The organism is Methylophaga marina (assembly GCF_030296755.1).
GTDB lineage: Bacteria > Pseudomonadota > Gammaproteobacteria > Nitrosococcales > Methylophagaceae > Methylophaga > Methylophaga marina.
Genome location: NZ_AP027741.1, coordinates 2,012,127 through 2,032,964, shown reverse-complemented (window position 1 = coordinate 2,032,964; position 20,838 = coordinate 2,012,127). Strand labels below are relative to the sequence as shown.

Sequence of the window (20,838 nt, the reverse complement as noted above, 5' to 3'; positions counted from 1 at the left end):
ATGATTGATAGCATTATCCGCTTTGCAATAAACCAGCGCTGGCTGGTCATGTTCCTGACGCTGATTATTGCTGGGCTTGGAGTATATAACGCCTACAAATTACCTATTGATGCCGTGCCTGACATCACCAACAAGCAGGTACAAATCAATACCGAAGTCCCAGGATATTCACCACTTGAGTCTGAACAGCGAGTCACTTACTTGGTTGAAACGGCTATGGCTGGCTTGCCGGAATTGAAATACACACGGTCAATTTCGCGTTATGGTCTATCTCAAGTCACCGTCGTATTTGAAGATGACAAGGACATTTACCTTGCTCGTCAGCAAATCAGTGAACGTTTGTTATCTATACGGACTGAGTTACCTCTGGGTGCTGAACCTCAGCTTGGTCCTGTCGCTAGTGGTTTGGGTGAAATATTCACCTACGCCATCAGCGCTGAAGAAGATGCCGTTAAAGAAGATGGTCAACCCTACACAGCAGAAGATCTCAGAACGATACAAGACTGGATTATCCGTCCACAGTTAGTCAAAGTGCCGGGAGTGACTGAAATAAATAGTGTGGGCGGTTTTGAACGCGAGTATCAGGTCGCTCCTGATCCTGCAAAATTGCTTGCTTATAAGCTGACATTGGCTGATGTGGCTGACGCCCTAAAAAATAACAATCAAAATGTCGGAGCAGGTTATATCGAACCCAACGGTGAGCAATGGCTGGTGCGCTCTCCGGGCCAGTTACAAACGCTCGAAGATATAGAAAATGTCGTTATAAGCAAACGTGATGACATGCCCATCACAATAGGTGACATTGCTGAGGTCTTTCTTGGTAAACAGTTACGCACCGGTGCTGCCACCCAAAACGGAAAAGAAACGGTACTGGGTACGGCCTTTATGTTGATGGGTGAAAACAGTCGGATCGTAGCCAAAGCTGTCGCAGAAAAACTGACTGTGGTGAACCGAAGCCTGCCAAAAGGTATCAAGGCAGAAGCTGTTTATACACGGACAACACTCGTCGAAGATACTATTGCAACTGTTCAGAAAAACCTACTAGAAGGTGCAATTCTGGTTATCGTTGTTCTGTTTGCCTTACTCGGTAATTTCCGAGCAGCGTTCATCACAGCACTAATTATCCCATTGAGCATGTTATTTGCGGTGACTGGAATGGTCAGCAACCGTGTATCGGGCAACCTGATGAGTTTAGGGGCAATAGATTTTGGTTTAATTGTCGATGGAGCTGTCATCGTTGTCGAGAATGCACTCCGCCGGCTTGGGATGGCTCAAGACAGACTGGGACGTTTACTAACATTAGAAGAAAGATTAGCTGAGGTAGCTAATAGTACGCGTGAAGTATTCAACCCTGCTGTATTTGGTGTACTCATTATCATGCTTGTGTATCTTCCCTTATTTGCGCTTGGGGGTGTAGAAGCCAAGATGTTTGAACCGATGGCCTTTACAGTTGTTGCTGCTCTGACAGGTGCATTGATACTGGCGATGACTTTTGTGCCTGCAGCTATTGCTATCTTTGTTCGAGGTAATATTGAACATAAAGAAAACATCCTTATGCGCGGTGCCAGAAAGCTTTATAGTCCACTTCTTAATATTGCGATCAAAACACCGGTATTGATCAGTATTACTGCATTGTTCTTTGTCATGGTAATCGCTAGCTTATCAACTCGCATGGGCACAGAATTCCTGCCCAAGTTAGATGAAGGTGATGTTGCCTTGCACGCGCTGAGAATCAGTGGAACAGGGCTTGAACAAGCAGTTGGTATGCAGAATCAACTGGAGGCTATCATCAGAGAGTTTGACCAAGTTGAGCGTGTTTTTGCCAAAATTGGTACACCTGATATTGCCACTGATCCCATGCCACCAAGTGTGGCTGATACCTTTTTGATTCTAAAACCACGCACAGAATGGTCAGATCCCACACAGAGCAAAGACGACTTTTTAGCTGAACTTAGAAAAGCGGTCGAAGCTGTTCCGGGCAATAAATATGAATTTACACAACCCATTGAGATGCGATTCAATGAATTGATCGCCGGTGTCAGGGCAGACGTTGCTGTGAGGATATATGGGGATGATCTCGAAACTCTCAATTCAGTGGGCCAGTCAGCGATAGAACTGATTTCTGCTGTTGATGGTGCGGCTGATGTTCGAATGGAAGAAATCACAGGGCTTCCTATGCTATCTATTGAGCCGGATCGCGTCCATCTTGCTCTATTAGGCTTGAGCGTCAGTGATATGCAGCAAACCATTCAAACAGCCATTGGTGGTGAGACTGTGGGTCTCATATACGAAGGTGACAGACGGTTTAGACTTGTCGTTAGACTGGGGGAAGAAAAAAGACAGAACATTGATTATCTGTCGAGATTACCTGTCGCTCTCACTAAGAGTGAAGATCCTGACCTCTCGTATGTGCCACTTGGTGAAATTGCTGAAATCAAAAAGTATGTGGGACCCAATCAGATCAACCGGGAAAGTGGTAAACGTCATGTACTAGTATCAGCAAACGTGACAGGACGAGACTTAGGTTCCTTTATCACGGATATTCAAAATACGGTCAATCAACGTTTGCTCATGCCATCAGGATACTGGGTTGAGTATGGTGGTACATTCGAACAACTTCAATCTGCAACTAAAAGGCTATCAATTGTAGTACCAGCAACATTAGTCCTGATTTTGGCATTGTTGATTAGTGCATTCCGATCCATCAAAGATGCCTTACTTATTTTTACAGGCATACCTTTGGCATTGACCGGAGGATTATTAGCACTGCTATTTAGAGATATGCCTTTATCTATATCAGCCGCAGTTGGCTTTATCGCATTGTCTGGTATAGCAGTGCTTAATGGCATTGTAATGCTTACATTTATAAAACAGTTACGCGAAAAAGATGAAACATTACTGATAGCGGTCAGAAATGGAGCAATGCAGCGATTACGTCCAGTATTGATGACAGCGCTAGTGGCCAGTTTGGGCTTTATACCTATGGCTCTGAATACTGGCACTGGCGCAGAAGTCCAAAGACCGCTGGCAACAGTTGTGGTTGGTGGCATCGTGTCATCAACATTACTGACGCTGGTTGTATTGCCAGCCCTGTATCTGCTGCTTCATCGCCGAAGCGAAAAACGCAAGAGCTAAGGAGACAACAATGTGGTACTTCATCACTAAAATCACTGTTAACGCTTTGCTCATCGTCGCTATTTCAGAAATAGCAAAGCGAAGCTCCTTAATGGGCGCGGTTTTGGCTTCAGTCCCACTGGTCTCTGTTATCGCTATGATTTGGCTGTATCAAGAAAGTGGTGATACAGCCAAAGTCATCTCACTGGCATCAGATATTGTCTGGTTGGTTTTACCCTCACTCGTGCTGTTTATCGCCTTACCGATATTACTCAAGCACGAGTTTGGCTTTTACCTCAGTCTGGGTATTTCGATAGCGCTCACCGTTGTTGCTTATTTTTTGATGGTAACCGCACTTCATCTTATCCGAGGTTAATTTGTAGCTTAATATTAACCGGAAGATAGCCGGAAACTTAACCAAAAAACCAGTAGATTCAAGGGATTGCCTTGCGGTGCAGACATCCTTCGATTTCGTGCCGGAGTATTTAGGAGGGGGACGCTCTATCCAGCTGAGCTACGGGGACATCGGGCTGGCATTATAACAGGATGCTCTTATAGCTAGCCAGCGGAGCGACCGGCAACTGAACGGCATCAACTCAACCTTAAAATCAAAGTTAAGTGGAAAAAAACTGCTCAATCTTTGTCCACAAATGTAGTGGTCAACTAATTCCGGACACGGATTTAGACAGATCTTCCGCCTTTGCAGGAGGACATCCATCGTTAAATTGATGTGGCCGTTGCCAGTTGTAATAATCCATCAGGTAATAGCTCACATCACGCATTGCTTCACTTAAGTTGCTGTAGCCCAGTCTTGGCAACCATTCAGCCTTAAAGCTCCGAAACAACCGCTCCATTGGCGCATTATCCCAACAGTTACCACGGCGGCTCATGCTTTGAGTTATGCGGTAGCGCCATAACCGTTGTCGGTATTTTCGAGAGCTGTATTGGCTACCCTGATCACTGTGGAATAACACATTCTGTGGTTTACCCCGCGACTCATAAGCCATATCCAGTGCTTTTACGGCCAAGTCAGCATCCGGCCTGGCCGACATAGCCCATCCAACCACACGGCGGGTATATAAATCCAGTACCGCAGCCAGGTAATGCCAACGATTACCTGTCCATATATAGGTAATGTCTCCACACCAGACTTGATTCGCTCGGTCAGGCTCAAATTCCCGATTAAGCACATTGGGTATATCAGGCCGCTCAACGGTCGCCTGCTTATAGGCATGGGGGCCGGGCTGTTTGCAAATCAGTCCCAGCTCAGACATCAGTCGTCTGACCTTGAAGCGGCCAATCTCTATCGCTTCGTCCCGTAGCATGCCGACAATGGTGCGACTACCGGCGCTGCCCCGGCTTTTTGTAAATAATTCATTCACCTTGGAACGTAGTTGCAGGCGCTTCACATCAGGCTGTGTCCGGCATTTCTGCCTGTCATAAAAGCTACTCAGGCCAACACCAAACAGTGGGCAAAGCAGGCTCAGCTTACCGTGCTCTCTCAATTGCTCTATCAGCGTGTAGAGCCGAGCTCGTCCGACATCAAGAGAGCGGTAGCCTTTTTTAATATGGTTTTTTCCTGCTCCAGGCGCTTCACCCGCGCTTCTAGTTCCTGAATACGCTGCTGTTCCTGCGTCAGCGCCTTGGAAGCAGGTGTATGCCCACCTCGTTCAGCTTGTAACTGTTTAACCCAGCGACGTAAGGCTGACTCACCCACACCGAGGGCTTGGCAGGCTTCTGGAACACTGTAGTTCTGGTCCACCACCAAACTCGCTGCCTCCAGCTTGAACTCAGGAGTAAAACTTCTTCTTTGTTTTGTCATTGAACACCTCTGTGGAGGTCATAGTACCTCCTAAAATGGTGTCCGGGATCAGTAAACCACTACACAAACACCTTTACCAAGTTATCAATGCTCTGACGCTAAAACGCTCATTTCAATAACTCAAAACAGACAAATACCATCAGCACATCATTTTGATTCGTTAAAGATAGCTTTTTTGGTATTTATCTCAGCCTTACGGGTGATGAATGACAACAATTTCGCATTGATTGCCGATGTCGAGTTCGACGGTATATAGTGATGAGGATTATGCAGCAAGGAGTCTCACCTTGCAGTATGCGTTTTAATTTCAAAAAAACATCGCACCTATAAAGCACACCTAAAGCCCCATACCATGGGGCTTTCTTTTTTTCAGAAATGTCTAGTCTCTAATTAGTGTATATCGGCTTGCAGCCTAACTTTGTAACATCCTTGTATATATCCCAATACTGCGCTTTTTATAAGGACTTTGAACATGTCGGCCTGCTCATCAATGGCTTTACGCCCGTTATCTGCTGTTATCTTATTGGCCTTGTCATCCACAAGTTTTGGAGCCAGTTTTACGATTCAGGATGGTGAGAAGGTCACAACCCAGCAAACCCTCAGCGACAATGAAACCGGTACTATTGAAACTGGTGGTGAGCTCAACACATCGGGCATCATCCCTATTCTGGTCCCCGGCAACAATGTTATTATCGAGAACAATGGCAGCATCACAACTAGTGGTGATTATGAAGAGGCCATTTATTCATATTCATCAAGTGAAAATACCACTATCCATAATAGCGGCAGCATAACAACCAGTGGTAATTATGCGCGTGGCATTAACTCACAAGGCAGTAATGCCTCCATCAGCAACAGCGGCATGATAACCACCAGCGGCTATAATGCACATGGCATTTATTCAGTTGGCAGTAATGCTAATATCAACAACATCGACGGTCTAATCACCAGCGGTAATAATGCAAATGGCATTTACTCAATAGCCAGCAACGCCATCATCAACAACAGTGGCATGATAACCACCAGTGGCACTTCTGGAGTGGGTATCCAATCAACTGGTGCCAATGCGGTCATCAACAATACCGGCAATATTGAGACTTATGGTGGCAATAGCCACGGTATTGCATCAGTGGGGGACAACGCTCAGGTTACCAATGGCGGCAATATCAGCACCAACAATGAATATTCTCACGGCATTTATTCATATGCCGCAGGCAGCACTATCGAGAATACTGGGGTTATTACGACCAGCGGCTTTGCTTCACGCGGCATTTGGTCTCGAGACAGTGACACCACCATCAATAATAGCGGCAGTATCATCACTACTGATGATTATGCACACGGTATTTGGTCTAGCGGTAGTGATGCCATCATCAATAATAGCGGTCTGATTTCGGCAACTGGAACCAATTCACATGCCATTTTGGGTGACTCCAATGACATTACCCTCAACCTGTTGTCCGGCTCGCAAATTATTGGCGAGATTGATTTGGGTGATGCTGGTGGTGATAATGATACCGTCAATGTCTATGATATTGGCTCGACCAACCTGACATTTGAAAACACCGAGAATATTAACCTGTTTGGCACCGGTGTGGTATCAGGCAATACCGTTATCACCGTTGACCCGACAGTTGAATCCACCCGCGGGGTGGAGTTAGCCGGCATGACCTCATCCATCCACTATGTGATTGGGCAGCGTATGGCGCAGACCACACTACTGAAACCGGTACAGCTGGCGTCCCTTGAGTTATCTCCCGGTATGTACTTTGAAGAGCATAAACCGGTGGCTTGGGCGCAAGTCTTTGGCGGTCGCTTTGATCGTGATGCCGAAGGCAGCGCCCTTGGCTATGACCATAACCATGTCGGCGTGAACTTCGGTTATGAGTGGGATATAAGTGGTCACCGTTCAGGCTTGATGGGTGGTGTTGTGCGAAGTAAGACAGATACCCAGACCGCGTCGTTTGAAACAGAAGCAGATAATTATTACATCGGCGTTTATGCCAACCGTAAAACCCATGGTCTTAATATCACAGGCTCACTGATTGCCGGTTACGGCGACCATGAAAATGACAGGCTTGTTGTCGATAACCTGAATGGTTTTGAAACAGCCAAGTCTGATTTTGATAGCTGGTTTATCAGCCCCGGCATCACTCTTGGTTCAGCCTTTAGCGTTAATGACCGTCTTGAGCTGCGCCCTTCTGTCAGTGTGAATTACAGCATGGCCTGGCTGGATGGTTACCGTGAATCGGGCACCACCAATTCTAATCTGAGTGTAGATGACCGCAAAGCCAAGGCATTAACTGCAAGAGCACAATTAGCGGCTGCTTATCAGTTTGATGAGGCTAGTGAATTTGAATTCCGAGTAGGCCTGAACTCACGTCATACCGATGATGACGATACCAAAGTCAGCATCGCCGGTAGTCAGTTCAAGTTTACGACTGCCGGTGATGAAAGTGTCACAGGCGGGTTTGCCGGTGCCACATTACGCGTAGCGGATAACAACAACCTTAGCCTGGTGGCCGATATTGAGTTTGGCGGTGACCGTGATGAGAATTATGCCGCCGGCAGTTTTAGTCTGGAATATGTGTTTTAACTTAACCATATATTTTCAATAAAAAAGCCCCAAAATGTTGGGGCTTTTTTATATCAACGCGCTAGCTAGCTGAGCTACGAAGACATCGGGCTGGTATTATAACGGCGATTAGCCTTAAGCACGAAAACTGAATATTGTTTGCTTTTAATTCCCACCGAATCTGCAACGAAGTGTGAGCAATACAAATAAAAAAAGCCGCCAAAGACAAAGAGTGACGGCTTTAATTTTTAAATGCTGTGGAATGAGCTAAACAACTGGCTTGGCTCTTCGACGCAAGCCCATAAACCCTAGTAGTGCAGGTGCAAACATAAAAGCGGCGGCAGGGATTGGAACTTCAGACACGCTATTATAAGACATGTCCATGTAACGAACACCATATGGGTCATTATTGTCTCTAAAAGTAAGTCCGGCAAAAGCACCCAAGCCGGAAATAGAGTATTTGTTATACCCTTCCAGCATGCTGATTAATACTGTGTTGATTAAACTGCCATTATTTGAAAACAAATCTACAGTAACGTTGTATCCTGCATTAGAGCTTCCCATCACCCAAGAAAAACTATCGGCATTAAAGTCAAACAAAATCGACAATGGGCCTTGGTTGTTAGAGGGTGAAAGAAGTGAATTGGCAGAATTATAAGAGGCTACACTTATTGTTCCACTTGGTGCTAGTGACAATGAACCTGTAGGGGAACCTGAAATGCCTGACCCAGATGCAGTCTGACCTGTAAAAGTTTGTGAAAAACTTGCCCCATCAGCATCAATTAGGCTTGCAGAGGTAGTCCCACTCAAATCAATGTCGACGGGAGCGGCAAAGATAGGTAAAGAAAAAAATGAGAATATTATTGTAGCGATCATCTTATTCATCGGTGAACTCCTTAAAGGTATGCAACCCAGCCCTGATACCTGTCCTTATAAGCACAGCTGTGGTTTTCCGTCCAAGGCTCACGCCAAGTTTGGCATAATAAAAGAGAGTGATTTAATCACCTACTTATTTTCACACTAAATTTCTATTAAGAACTATTGTACTTTGGTACTAATAATAAATTTTGATATTGATTATCAGAGCCAATAATGGATTCCCCGTCCTATCTTTCTCATTGTGGACAGATAAATATTCAATGCTCTATCCAGCTGAGCTATGGAGGACAATGGTCGGGCATTATAACAGTGATAAGTTTGAAGCTCGAACACTGTATGTTGTTTGGTTGCTAATCTGTAACGAAGTATCTGCAATACAAATAAAAAGCTGCCGTATTATCTCGGCTTTAATATTTAAACCTTGTTTGTCAATTAGCTTCTTGTTAGTTCAGCTAGCTAAGCCCATGAAGCCACGTCATGCAGCAGAAGATAGCAAAGCAACAGTTGGTAGTATGCGTTCCACAACTGGTAGCGTGAGTCTGTAATATGTGTTTTTAGTCAACCCAAAATTAAAGCTGTTGACAATAAAATCTAAAAAATTCGCCAATCTGTCACAACTATTTAGTCAACCTTAACCCTGCATAACGAAATCAACCTCCTCGTCTAAGTTCTTATGAATTCAATCAGTTAGTGTAGTTGACCATTTAGCATAGCTTAACGTCATCCTCATTCATCATAGTTATCACTCATCCATCTGGTGTAACATTCCTGTCACATTTATAACAAGATTGAGCGAAAATGACTGGCTTACCGAGAAAAAGCGAAGCGGCAAACATACCTTCTATGGTGGATGGAAGGTTCTTATTAAAAACAATTAAGCACACTTTAAAAGGCGGTCTTTTGCTTCGCAAAGGTCACATCCCTCAAGCGGGTCATGTCGTGCCTGAAAACTTTCTTGGCGTTGGTGTCGCTGCATCTGATGATGCTCGCGTCGATGATTACATCATCAATCATCTACACGAACTTAATATCAAGTCAGTACGTATTGATCTCAGTTACGGCGATGTGACTGGTAATGCAGGTAGATTACTCAGAAAACTCATCACTGAAGATTTTGATGTGCTTCTTCATCTCGTTCAACCATTTGATCAAGCGCATCAGATGGAGACCAAGGACGCACAGGACACATGGCATCAATTTCTTATTGAAGTCTGTGAGCATTTTGGTTCAGATGTATCAGCAATAGAGATCGGTACGACGATCAACCGTAGAAGATGGGCTGGCTACAGTAAGCCAGGCTTTTTTGCCGCCTGGAAAATCGCTTACACTGAACTCAAAGCAAGAGGTATCACAATAGCCGGACCTAATATTTCTGATTTTGAGCCCTTTTATTCATTTGGACTCCTCGATGAATTAGGTAGCATGTCAATGTTGCCTGACATTCATACTAATAACCTATTTACAGAACGTGTTAGTGAGCCGGAGCGCTATGATCATCGTGTATTGGGCTTCAAGTGGGCAAAATTACTTAAATATAATTTAGTTAAAAAAGCTCGTTTAATGAGAAAGGCGGGAGATGAAAATGGCGTGTCAAGATTTGTGTCACCCGCCGCCTTCTGGACACTACCCAGAATCGAGCGAGTTTTAGTTGAGAAAGAACAAAAACAAGCTGATTATCTGAGTCGATATTTTGTTTTACTGGCTGCATCAGGTTCGCTAGAGAAAGCATTTTGGGGACCTTTACTCTGCGCAAGAGAGGGACTAATTGATGATGGTAGCGAACAATATCCTAAGCTTGAACGTATCACCCATTACGCCAGCGTGATTGGTCCATTAGAAAGCTTCCGTGCTCGTCCATCTTTCTATGCATTAAAACAAGTCATTACCGCTATTTCCAGTGCTGAATACAAAGGCGCACTGGCAACGACAAAAAATATTGAAATACATGCCTTTAAAAAAGACGACTCCGTGGTGCACATCGCATGGACCATTAACGGTAAAGCTTGTGATCTGGCTAACCTTTATGATGAGTCAGACTTGCAAAAAGCTGAGTTTAAAAATCGTGATGGTCATGATTTAGGAACCTCAGCACATTTCGTTAACGAGTCACCGATGTTCCTCCTCTGGGAAGGCGTAGATGAAGTGACACTTTCTGTAGACCACAATTTAACGACAACTTCTCTGTTCGCTCACACTGGTTATGGGCAATACTTCCCCATCAATGAAAATGGCTGGGTTGGCATGCTAGCAGCCCATGATGAAACACATGCAGAGGCCATAATCAAAGAACTTCACCCCGATCGACTTCCCACTTATACAAAAGAAAATACCTTCAGAAAAGCCCGAAATATCATTTGGAGAGTTCCCGGCGTTAATGACGAAGAAGTTGTAGCAAAGAAACCACTTAAGGTAGCAATTCAAAAGCTTATCGTTGATCGTTTCAAACCAAGTAAAGCCCGTAGAAGTTGGAATGCAGCAGCTGAATTATCGCGAAGAAATATATCAACGGCACGAGCTATTGCTTACTTTGAAAAAAGTGGTGACAAAAGCATGTTGGAAAATGTGTTTATTTGTGAAAAAGTTGATCATGATTTCAATATTCGGGACATGTTCAATGCGCTTCGTGAAGGAGCAAACAGTTATCAGGGGGTAGCGGAGGACACAATCTATCGTGCATTGTCAGAATTTCTTCAACAAATGCATGCTCGAGGCGTATTTTTCCGAGATTTAGCTGGCGGCAATATACTCGTTAAGAAAAGAGAGCCTGACTTGACGTTCACATTAATTGATATCAATAGAGCACGCTTCTACAACCACCCAGTTAGCATGCCTAAACGTCTATCAGACTTAACGCGAATTACATACAAGCTGCATCCGGAAGGCAGGGACAGATTTGTGGAGATTTATCTGAGCGGTATGCGAAAAAGTAAAAACTTCACTTTCACCTATAAAGTTCCGTTTTATCTATATGACTTCAAAGTGAGTATGAAACGTAAGTTCGGGCGAAAAGCGATTAAACGCCTATTCAAAAAGATTAATGAGATTAATAACCCTGTCAAAGCTGTTGTCATCTTTATATTTGTAACAGCATTGACACTGAGCATCGGCTTCGAATAGGTGGAAATGATTGATAAAATCACTCTGTATAAGCTAAGTATCATGATAGGCGGTGCTATGAAAGAGACTTATAAGAGAGGGGCGCTCTATTCAGACAAGCCATTACGACAATAGTTAAACATTAGCACAACAGCTAAGCCTGAAGCTCGTAGACTAAACTGTTTTTTTGTTGAGCAATAGCCACCAAAACCACTATCAAACACTAAATAAACAATAAAGCCACCATGCGATGGTGGCTTTATTATTCCAAATAATATTACCTCGTTAAACAGCGAGCTTTACTTTGCGACGTAAGCCCATGAAACCAAGTAGCGCAGGAGCAAATAGCAAGGCTGCTGGTGGCAATGGCACCGCCGACACCTCAAAAGAGGTAAAGCGATATTCACCCTTAAGAATAGTATTTATTGATTGCCCTCTGTCATCCCATGTGATGTAAGCCAAGTCGGAGGCCCCAATCCAACTTATGCCATTATTCAACCATTCTTGCGTACTAATCATGATATCACCTGTATCAAACAAGTCTGCTATGGTGAAAGACTCGTATGTTGAGCGCCAATTAAATACGGAAAACTCTCCGAAAGACAAGAGACCGTCATTATTCAGATCTTCACCTACAAAATTTCCAGAAAACTGAAACTCTCCACCATCATACTCTGGCCATCCAGCAACAAACTCAGCTTTAACGACAGTCGCAGCCCATGTGCTATGTGATAGCGTCAATAAAAGCAGACTGAATAGTATCCACACTATTTTTTTCATAAGAAATGTCCATGTTATGCAGCCCAGCCCTGATACCAATAATGTACAGCTGTCGGTTTTCCGTCCCTGACTCACATCAGGTTTGGCGTTAATGTATTGAATAAAAATTCGATAAATGAAGTTAGCTTCTGGTCACTCAAAACAGATGTATATTCATAAAAAGCTGTTATTTACAGATTACTGGACTGGAATTAATAAAGATATCGTCCAAAAGTATGATTTTGTTCAAAGGGATTACTGAGCGTAGTAAGCCAGTCAAAGTTAGTGCTATCTTGACTGTTGCTACTATGTGGGCACTGTTAGGCGTGCTCTAGGAGTGAATTAGATAAACAGAAACGCTATTAAAATCGAATCCATCAAAGCATCGCAGATAGCGTCCTCAGACTCATCCAAAAAGTAGATGAAGATACAAGTTTATTAAGCAATGGGCTCATTGGCTCGGCATATCAATATTTGAGACTTTGCACATAACACAGAACTATCTCAGCAGCGCTACTCATACGGTATCAATAGCTTCAGCAGCGCTACTCATACGGTATCAATAGCTGCTGAAATAACCTGCTCAAGCGCGCCGAATTTGCTTCACCTCTATCTGTATCTTTTTCTACCATGAAGCATCTAGCATTTTTTCAATGTCACCCCATTATTTTGACTCATTCGCAAATTTTCCCTTTTTACTTATTTGATTCCTTAGAAAGGTGATGCAGCTCATATTTATCGAGTAACGAATTCATCTTTTCTTCATCACCGCCGACATATGATGTTTGCAACAACATTGCGAACAACACACAAGAGATATCATCATGTTTGGTAAGTCAAAACAATTAGCAGATCAAAACGCAGCATTGGAAAAACAGTTACAGCCATTGCTAGAAATGTTCACAGCTATGCAATCTTCATTGGCATTCATTGAATTTACTCCTGAGGGAGTAATAACCAAAGTGAACGATAATTTCTCACGCGTGACAGGTTATTCCTCAGCAGAGTTGATAGGACAGCACCATCAACTTCTATGTGATAAATCCGAAGTTGAATCTTCCAGATATAGAGACTTTTGGAAACATCTCAACAATGGTGAATCTTTTTCTGGAGAAGTATTACGCAAGCATAAAAATGGTCATGATATTTGGCTGGAAGCGAATTATTTCCCAATAAAAGACAGTGAGGATCGCGTCGTTAAAATTTTTAAGATAGCGAATGATGTCACCGCGCGTGTAGAGCATGCTCGTAGTAATGATAGTTTGCTGTCCGCAATCGATCGGTCAATGGCTATCATTGAGTTTGACATGAAAGGCCGCATCACCCATGCGAATCAGAATTTTCTTAATCTTATGGGATATACACTTGATGAAGTGAAAGGACAACACCATAAGATTTTTTGCGAATCAGACTATGTCAAAAGCGCCGAATACACGAAATTCTGGGAAAGCTTAAATGAGGGTCGTTTTGTTGCTGATAACTTTAAACGGATAACCAAATACCAATCAGAGGTGTGGCTTGAAGCGACCTACAACTCCATCTTTGACAGTAATGGCAAGCCGTACCGTGTCATAAAGTTTGCAACTGACATTACGGAAAAAGTTCGGCGTTCTGAGCAAGAAAAAGCTGCAGCTAACACGGCTTATACGGTTTCGCAGGAAACAGAGAAACTGTCATCCACAGGTGAAGAAATTATTTTCAAAACCATAGATAAGCTTGAGCAACTGAAACAACAGTTCAGTCACTCCTCAACAGAATTGGAGCAATTAGGTGTTGAAACAGCTCAAATATCATTTATCGTCAAAACGATCAGTGATATCACTGAACAAACAAATTTACTTGCTCTGAATGCCGCCATTGAAGCAGCCAGAGCTGGTGACAGTGGACGTGGATTTGCTGTTGTTGCAGATGAAGTTCGTTCACTGGCTACAAGAACATCTCAGTCGACAGCTGAAATCGCAACAATGATTAATAAAATTCAATCCAAGAGTGATTCAGTGATTAAAAGCATGTCAGGTAGTATGTCCGGCGTAGAGTCTGGTGTAGAGCTAGCTAACAATGCTGGGAATACGATAAGTCAGATTAGAAGTGGTGCTCAGAGAGTGGTTGAAATGGTAGAAAACTTCTCAAATCTTCGCTAATTACAGCTCAATGATCAGAGCCACATTCATTAATGTGGCTCTTTATTTCGCTGATACGATCTCAGGCTTTTACCACGGCATGATACTTAAGCCGATAATCATAAACACCAAACTGGCTACCCACCTTCCCACTTTGAGAGGGATAATCTTCAACATCGCTTCGCCAGCATAAACGACGGGTATATTTGCCAGTAGCATCCCGATGGTGGTTCCCAGCGTTACCATGACAATATCTTGATAATTTGCCGCTAAAGCAATGGTTGCCACCTGTGTTTTGTCACCAATCTCAGCAATAAAAAATAAACCAGTCGTAACAAGAAAAGCGCCATATTTCTGATATTTGATGGCATCATCATCTTCTTTGTCTGGAATCAGTAACCAACCAGCCATCACAATAAAACTTAAGCCTAGTATCCACTGCCCTGTAGGGCCAAGAATATACTGTCCCAGCCACGTGCCAAGCCAGGCTGATGCAGCATGGTTCAATAATGTAGCTACTAGAATACCAGCAACGATCGCTGATTTATGACTAAACCGTGCAGCTAACATTAAGGATAAAAGCTGGGTTTTATCGCCTATTTCAGCAAGTGAAACAGTCAAAGTAGAGGTAAGAAAAGCATCCATGATATAACTCCGGCGGGATAACAATACCAAGACAAACAACGACCTCCCGCCTGAGCGATCATTATTTGTCTTAGGTCTTGTCAATACCAGCAAGCTGGTACGAAACTGCCATGAACCTTGAGGGTTCAATTATGTTGACAGCTTCAAACACCGGTAGGTGAGTAGACTACTCCCCCAAGACGATTGTCATATTCTATCTTTTATAGAATGATTTAACTAGGTTTCTTACCGATTCATTAAGTAAAATAAACGCATCCGTTTGATTATTGGTGTGAAATGCCCGAGGCTGACAGCTCGACACAATCCATTATCTCTCTATGATTAAAATTTCTGATCAAAGCTACCTTGTGAAAGGAGCAATCAAAACACAAGCCGACGAGCTATTAACAGAAATCGACCGCATCATCAGCTCATCTCCGTTAAGACAAATGCAGACAAAACGAGGTCACTATGTCGGCGCTAAAATGACCAACTGTGGTGAATGGGGCTGGGTAAGTGATAAGAAAGGTTATCGATACAGCCGTCTTGATCCATTAACCAATCAAGCTTGGCCAGCAATGCCGACGATGTTTAAAGCTCTGGCAATGGAGCTGGCTTCATCCGTTGGGTTTGATCATTTTCAACCAGATGTGTGTCTGATTAACCAATACATACCCAAAGTCGGAATGGGCTTACATCAGGACAAGGATGAGCATGACTTGTCACAACCTATCGTCTCATTATCACTGGGCGTGCCTGCAATTTTCCAGTTTGGTGGTTTTAAACGCAGTGACCAAGTGAACTATCATCTACTCGAACATGGCGATGTGGTTATCTGGGGTGGAATTGACCGCTTACGATTTCATGGTATACAACCACTGAAACTTGGTCATCATCCACAAACTGGACAAACGCGATATAACCTGACGTTTCGTGATACAGGTAACATTATCGACTAGACTAACAATAGGCTTATACGCATAATGGGCTAGGCTATGTATCAAACTGACGTTTTCAATGAGCCATAGCTATCCAACTGTCAGCTTACAGGTTCCGTGAGCTATTTTTTTAGTGGCTTTACTGCAGGATGCACTATAAAAAAGCAAAGACAATCAGGTCCGTTACCTTGATTCAGCAAGATAAATCCATCATTCAAAGTTCATATGCAAACGCAAGGAGGCAAAGCATTCTGAAAAAATCAAAGCAGATATTGATCATTGATGATCAATCAACCGGTCGTACCATTCTAGAGCGCGTTATTCAGCAGGTGGCAGAAAATATCGATATCACGTCATTGAGTAGCCCAGAAGAGGGGCTGCGCTGGCTTAACGAGCATGAACCAGATCTGATTATTACTGATTACCGCATGCCAAACATGAATGGTGTGGAGTTTATCAAAAAGGTTCGTGCTTTAGCTCACTGCCAGACCGTTCCCATTGTCATGATTACAGTCGTGAGTGAGAAGTCGGTGCGTTATGAGGCGCTTGAAGCCGGTACAACCGCATTTCTCACCAGACCCATTGACCAAATCGAGTGTCGAACAACCTGCCGTAACCTGTTACAAATGCAAGAACAGCATCTGATCATTCAGGATCGTGCTGATTGGTTGGCCAGACAGGTAGAAATCGCTACGAAGAAAGTCGTCGACCGTGAAAAAGAAACATTATTAAGATTAGCCCGTGCCGGTGAATACCGCGATGAAGGAACAGGCAACCATGTCATTCGTATGGCAAAGTACGCACGTGAAATTGCCGCAGCATTGAATGTGTTTACACAACAAGAGTGTGAGGAATTAGAATACACGGCTCCGATGCATGATATTGGCAAAATTGGGATTCCAGACGGTATCTTACTCAAAGCAGGGCCACTGAATGAGTTTGAATGGGAGATCATGCAAACTCACACAACTATTGGTCATGCCATCCTTTCTGACAGTCAATCCCGGTATATGCAAACAGGTGCCGTTATCGCCTTGAATCACCATGAACGTTTTGATGGAAAAGGCTACCCAAATGGTCTGAAAGGACAGGATATCCCCCTCATTGCACGCGTGGTAGCCGTAGCTGATGTATTCGATGCATTAGTTTCTGCCCGGCCGTATAAGGCTCCATGGAGTACTGAAGAGGCTATTGATTACATACAAAACCAAGCTGGCAGTCATTTTGACCCCGACTGCGTTGATGCATTTATCAAAAGCCTTGATAAGATAAAAACGATTCAGGCTGAATATGCAGATGACCCCTATGAACGAATCACCTAAGGCAACACTGCAAAATAAAACGTTCTTTTCAGCCACCCTAGAACGCTTGCGCATACTATTGAGCAAAACAGGTGATAGTGAGCCTGAACAAGCTATTAAAGTTCGCTTAACAATCGGCTTGGGTATCCTTTTTTATTTTGCCTTGCCATGGAGTGATGGTGAGCGCCTTCAAGACACCTTACTGTCTCATCCAACACTGGTAACGCTTGCCTATTATGCTGGTGCCATGGCCATTGCCATAGCACTCATACGTAACCCACGCCCCTCTCCTATCAGACGGTTTGCCGGCATCTTGTTGGATTTAGGCTCATTGTCGATACTCATGTTCTATTCAGGGGATGAGAGTGTATTTCTTTTTATTCTCTATTTGTGGGTGATTCTCGGAAATGGGTTTCGCTACGGCACACAATATCTTTATCTCTCGTTATCCGTCGGTCTGATTGGTTTTAGCGTTGCCGTTGTTTATGGCCCTTATTGGCAACTACCTCAACATCAACTTATCGGTTACAGCTTATTACTCTTACTGATCGTTATCCCCTTATACTCTGCATTTTTAATCAACAAACTGCACGTTGCTATCAAAACAGCAAAGTTGGCGAATGAGGCAAAAAGCCGCTTTTTGGCAAATATGTCTCATGAACTCCGTACACCACTAAATGGTGTTATCGGCATTGCTGATCTACTTGGAGAAACCAAACTCAGTCCACAGCAATATGAGTTCGTCAACATCATGAGAAACTCAGCACAAACTTTGTCTGGTCTGATTGAAAATGTGCTGGATATTTCAAAAATTGAAGCGGGTAAGATTCATATCGCCAGAGAGAGCTTTGATTTACATTCGCTGATAAACAATGTCATTGAACTGCAGGCTATTATGGGGGAGTCAAAAGCGCTTCGAGTGAGTTATCACATAGATTCACGTATCGACTATCACCTAATTGGCGATCCTCAGCATTTGCAACAAGTCCTGATTAATCTGTTGGGTAATGCCATTAAATTTACTGATTCCGGTTCTGTAAAATTACTGTTAGAACAAAAAACCACTGATACAATAAGCAAAAAAACAAGAATTCGTTTTGAAGTTCGTGACACAGGCATTGGCATCGCAGAAGAATATCTCGATAAGATCTTTGAAAACTTCACTCAGGCCAATATGTCGAACACCTCGAAGTATCAGGGCACAGGGCTTGGAACAACCATTTCAAAACAACTAGTAGAACTCATGGGAGGAGAGATAGGTGTAAGAAGTGAATTAGGCAGAGGAACAACATTCTGGTTTGAATTGCCTTTTGACACCCACTCTGAATATGACTTGGAATTAAACCAACATAAAGTACTCATTCTGGCCACGGAGGCCACGACATCATCGTTACGTCAAAGCCTTGACACATGGAAACTTGATTATCACTTCGTCCAATCATCTGCACAAGCAATGTCGGTCTTGATGAACGCAGCCGAGCAAGAAACCCCTTATTCAACATTAATCATTGATAATGAATGCCTGGCCGGAATCAGTCCTGTCCAATATGCAAAATTGTTAGGCCAGGAGGAACGCCTTCAACACCTGTCTCTTGTGCTCATCAATCATCAAGCCAATGTATTACAAGATGATGACTTGAATCAGTTTTATCGCTCTGCGGTCAGTGATATCAATGATAAACGCACCTTATTTAACGCTATCCACTCTGCTGAGTCAGTCGTTTATAACGCTGATAAAGTCGTCAAGCTTAATGATTTTTATCAGGCTGAAGCCAGTGGCGAGACAAAACTGACCATTTTGATAGCGGAAGATAATAATGTTAATCAGCGTGTATTAGCCGGTCTGCTTGGGCAGTTAGGACATAAACTCATTATTGCCAACACAGGCGAAGAGGCGATGAATATGATTAGTACTCGCTTTGATGACATAGACTTAATGGTGTTGGATATGAACATGCCTGGCTACTCAGGCATTGAAATCATTAAAGCAGCGCAATTTATCGATACATCAAGAAAAATACCGTCAATGATTCTCACTGCAGATGCCACTCCAGAAACTCGACAAAACTGTATTGATGCTGGGGCCGATGTTTTTCTGACTAAACCCATCGATTCAAAAATGCTGCTGTCCGAGGTAGCTAAAATTGAGAAATACTCTTCAGATAGTGCATCAACCAATTTACAACAATCAGTTTCTCAGGCCGAGACTAACGAGGACCCAGTACTTGATCGCCAACTCATTCATGAATTAGAACAGTTAGGGGGCGGAGAAGACTTCATCAAAAGTCTGGTCAGTGGCTTTGAATATGATGGTCGTAAACATGTTGACATCATCAACAATGCCGTTTTTGATGACTATTATCAATTTCGTGAAAGCCTCCACGCATTAAAAGGTTCTTCAACAGAAATCGGTGCTATCAAACTAGCTGAATTAGCTCGTCAGGCAGAACAACTCAAACCAGAACACGTCAACAGTCCTGAAATCAAGCAAGTCGCGCGCGATATCAAACAGGCATTTGATGAGGCATTAACGGCACTCAAACAAACCCTATCAGATCATCACTATGAGACTAAGCATTAACTGAAGCGCCAAGATCCACTTTACTTGTTTGACGCTGCACCAGACGCTGCATCATTCGTAAATCGCGAGGCTCTAATTTCAATGCGGCGTCTACCCAGATTTTAGTGATCGTCAATAATTCGTCATAGCTCACCGCATTACAGGCATCCTTAACTTGTCTCATGGCTCGGCGACTATTGGCATTTTTGTTGGCTTTATCAATATAGCGATAGACCTCCAACTCACCTTGACCTTTTTCAGCAAGAATATCGACAACGCCTATCTCATAAAGCTCTTCAGCAGAATAGAGTTTTCCTTCCAGAATCATCTTTTCTGCTTTTGATGCGCCAATTTTTCTGGATAACAATGAAAAAGCGCCCATACCTGGAAACAAATTAAACAACACTTCTGGAAGACCAAGTTTCGCGCCCTTTTCAGCAATTAACACGTTGCTTGATAAAGCAGATTCAAACCCGCCTCCTAACGCATCACCTTTTACTAAAGCAATAGTCGTCAAATCACTATCAAGATGCGACATATTGGCATGCAGAACATTGATGCAACTGACAGCATATTCCAATAAACCATCAGCATCTTGTTGCTCTATAAGCTGAGAAAATAGACCTAGGTCTCCACCTAAATTGAAGATACCCTCAACATCAGATGCTAATACAAGGTAGTCATATTTCTGTCCTTGAGTCAGACGCATGTCTTGTTTCACACTTGAAAAATAACTCGCAATCTCACTTAACAATGTTGGCGTGAAACAGGGTCTCGGTTCACCATGCATACGAAACCAGCCTGTACGGTATTTTCTGTCGTAGTGGGTTGATAGTTGTGAAAATTGCTTTTGCTCGTGTTGTAAACGAGCGGCATCATCCATTTTTGCCAGGGCATTCATAAATCATCTCCTATACAGACTTAATCATCAAAAAAGTAAACTAACCTTGATATCTAAGTCTTTGCAGGAAATATGCCCAAATACGGAAAAACAAGAAAAACTTTTATTTGTTTTAAATCAACAAGATGAATGAATTCAGTCTCTATCAG

The 20,838-nt window shown here is 43.2% G+C and carries 13 protein-coding genes and 2 riboswitches; of the genes, 8 read left to right on the top strand and 5 right to left on the bottom strand.

Features of this window, described 5'->3' with window-relative positions:
* Both QUE24_RS10445 and QUE24_RS10440 read left to right on the top strand, forming a co-directional pair.
* Window positions 1–3,135, top strand: a complete 3,135-nt coding sequence (locus tag QUE24_RS10445) for an efflux RND transporter permease subunit (protein WP_286303775.1) — start codon at window positions 1–3, stop codon at window positions 3,133–3,135.
* Window positions 3,136–3,145: 10 nt separating this feature from the next.
* Complete coding sequence (locus tag QUE24_RS10440; RefSeq protein WP_286303774.1) at window positions 3,146–3,490, top strand: DUF3147 family protein; 345 nt, start codon at window positions 3,146–3,148, stop codon at window positions 3,488–3,490.
* Between the two features lie 283 nt (window positions 3,491–3,773).
* Here QUE24_RS10440 and QUE24_RS10435 read toward each other — a convergent pair.
* Window positions 3,774–4,936 (bottom strand): IS3 family transposase gene (locus QUE24_RS10435; RefSeq protein WP_286303773.1). Its coding sequence is split into 2 segments (ribosomal slippage): window positions 3,774–4,681 and window positions 4,681–4,936, totalling 1,164 coding nucleotides; the frame shifts between segments, so codons are not numbered across the junction.
* 472 nt (window positions 4,937–5,408) lie between these two features.
* Between QUE24_RS10435 and QUE24_RS10430 the strand changes: the two genes are divergently transcribed.
* Entirely contained in the window at window positions 5,409–7,532 is a 2,124-nt protein-coding gene (locus tag QUE24_RS10430; RefSeq protein ID WP_286303772.1) for an autotransporter family protein, read from the top strand.
* Between the two features lie 246 nt (window positions 7,533–7,778).
* Here QUE24_RS10430 and QUE24_RS10425 read toward each other — a convergent pair whose 3' ends face one another.
* Window positions 7,779–8,396 carry a hypothetical protein gene (locus tag QUE24_RS10425; protein ID WP_286303771.1) on the bottom strand — a complete coding sequence of 206 codons (618 nt, stop codon included), beginning with the start codon at window positions 8,394–8,396 and terminating at the stop codon, window positions 7,779–7,781.
* 17 nt (window positions 8,397–8,413) lie between these two features.
* Window positions 8,414–8,500: riboswitch (cyclic di-GMP riboswitch) on the bottom strand.
* Window positions 8,501–9,188: 688 nt separating this feature from the next.
* Here QUE24_RS10425 and QUE24_RS10420 point away from each other — a divergent pair.
* A complete protein-coding gene (locus QUE24_RS10420) occupies window positions 9,189–11,507 on the top strand; it encodes a lipopolysaccharide kinase InaA family protein (RefSeq protein WP_286303770.1) in 2,319 nt (772 codons plus the stop codon).
* 264 nt (window positions 11,508–11,771) lie between these two features.
* Here the strand turns inward: QUE24_RS10420 and QUE24_RS10415 are convergent, their stop codons facing one another.
* On the bottom strand, window positions 11,772–12,266 hold the full coding sequence (locus QUE24_RS10415) for a hypothetical protein (protein ID WP_286303769.1): 495 nt from the start codon (window positions 12,264–12,266) through the stop codon (window positions 11,772–11,774).
* A gap of 14 nt (window positions 12,267–12,280) precedes the next feature.
* Window positions 12,281–12,363, bottom strand: a riboswitch (cyclic di-GMP riboswitch).
* Between the two features lie 706 nt (window positions 12,364–13,069).
* Between QUE24_RS10415 and QUE24_RS10410 the strand changes: the two genes are divergently transcribed.
* The gene (locus QUE24_RS10410) at window positions 13,070–14,386 is read left to right on the top strand and encodes a methyl-accepting chemotaxis protein (protein WP_286303768.1); all 1,317 of its coding nucleotides are present in this window, start codon (window positions 13,070–13,072) and stop codon (window positions 14,384–14,386) included.
* 69 nt (window positions 14,387–14,455) lie between these two features.
* Here QUE24_RS10410 and QUE24_RS10405 read toward each other — a convergent pair whose 3' ends face one another.
* On the bottom strand, window positions 14,456–15,010 hold the full coding sequence (locus QUE24_RS10405; RefSeq protein WP_286303767.1) for a TMEM165/GDT1 family protein: 555 nt from the start codon (window positions 15,008–15,010) through the stop codon (window positions 14,456–14,458).
* A gap of 317 nt (window positions 15,011–15,327) precedes the next feature.
* Between QUE24_RS10405 and alkB the strand changes: the two genes are divergently transcribed.
* The 3 genes from alkB to QUE24_RS10390 all read left to right on the top strand — a co-directional run bounded on the left by alkB (window position 15,328) and on the right by QUE24_RS10390 (window position 19,809).
* Window positions 15,328–15,948, top strand: a complete 621-nt coding sequence (gene alkB, locus QUE24_RS10400; RefSeq protein WP_286303766.1) for a DNA oxidative demethylase AlkB — start codon at window positions 15,328–15,330, stop codon at window positions 15,946–15,948.
* Window positions 15,949–16,199: 251 nt separating this feature from the next.
* Complete coding sequence (locus QUE24_RS10395; protein ID WP_286303765.1) at window positions 16,200–17,249, top strand: HD domain-containing phosphohydrolase; 1,050 nt, start codon at window positions 16,200–16,202, stop codon at window positions 17,247–17,249.
* Entirely contained in the window at window positions 17,233–19,809 is a 2,577-nt protein-coding gene (locus QUE24_RS10390) for an ATP-binding protein (protein WP_286303764.1), read from the top strand. Before QUE24_RS10395 ends, QUE24_RS10390 begins: the two co-directional genes overlap by 17 nt.
* Here QUE24_RS10390 and QUE24_RS10385 read toward each other — a convergent pair.
* Window positions 19,799–20,689 carry a crotonase/enoyl-CoA hydratase family protein gene (locus tag QUE24_RS10385; protein WP_286303763.1) on the bottom strand — a complete coding sequence of 297 codons (891 nt, stop codon included), beginning with the start codon at window positions 20,687–20,689 and terminating at the stop codon, window positions 19,799–19,801. The genes QUE24_RS10390 and QUE24_RS10385 overlap by 11 nt on opposite strands.
* Window positions 20,690–20,838 lie beyond the last annotated feature (149 nt).

Bases quoted from the DNA above. Each gene is read 5' to 3' on its own strand.
- QUE24_RS10430 (WP_286303772.1), top strand. From the start codon at position 5,409: ATGTCGGCCTGCTCATCAATGGCTTTACGCCCGTTATCTGCTGTTATC.
- QUE24_RS10385 (WP_286303763.1), bottom strand. From the start codon at position 20,689: ATGAATGCCCTGGCAAAAATGGATGATGCCGCTCGTTTACAACACGAG.
- QUE24_RS10410 (WP_286303768.1), top strand. From the start codon at position 13,070: ATGTTTGGTAAGTCAAAACAATTAGCAGATCAAAACGCAGCATTGGAA.
- QUE24_RS10390 (WP_286303764.1), top strand. From the start codon at position 17,233: ATGAACGAATCACCTAAGGCAACACTGCAAAATAAAACGTTCTTTTCA.
- QUE24_RS10445 (WP_286303775.1), top strand. From the start codon at position 1: ATGATTGATAGCATTATCCGCTTTGCAATAAACCAGCGCTGGCTGGTC.
- QUE24_RS10405 (WP_286303767.1), bottom strand. From the start codon at position 15,010: ATGGATGCTTTTCTTACCTCTACTTTGACTGTTTCACTTGCTGAAATA.
- QUE24_RS10415 (WP_286303769.1), bottom strand. From the start codon at position 12,266: ATGAAAAAAATAGTGTGGATACTATTCAGTCTGCTTTTATTGACGCTA.
- QUE24_RS10440 (WP_286303774.1), top strand. From the start codon at position 3,146: ATGTGGTACTTCATCACTAAAATCACTGTTAACGCTTTGCTCATCGTC.
- QUE24_RS10420 (WP_286303770.1), top strand. From the start codon at position 9,189: ATGACTGGCTTACCGAGAAAAAGCGAAGCGGCAAACATACCTTCTATG.
- QUE24_RS10425 (WP_286303771.1), bottom strand. From the start codon at position 8,396: ATGAATAAGATGATCGCTACAATAATATTCTCATTTTTTTCTTTACCT.
- alkB (WP_286303766.1), top strand. From the start codon at position 15,328: ATGATTAAAATTTCTGATCAAAGCTACCTTGTGAAAGGAGCAATCAAA.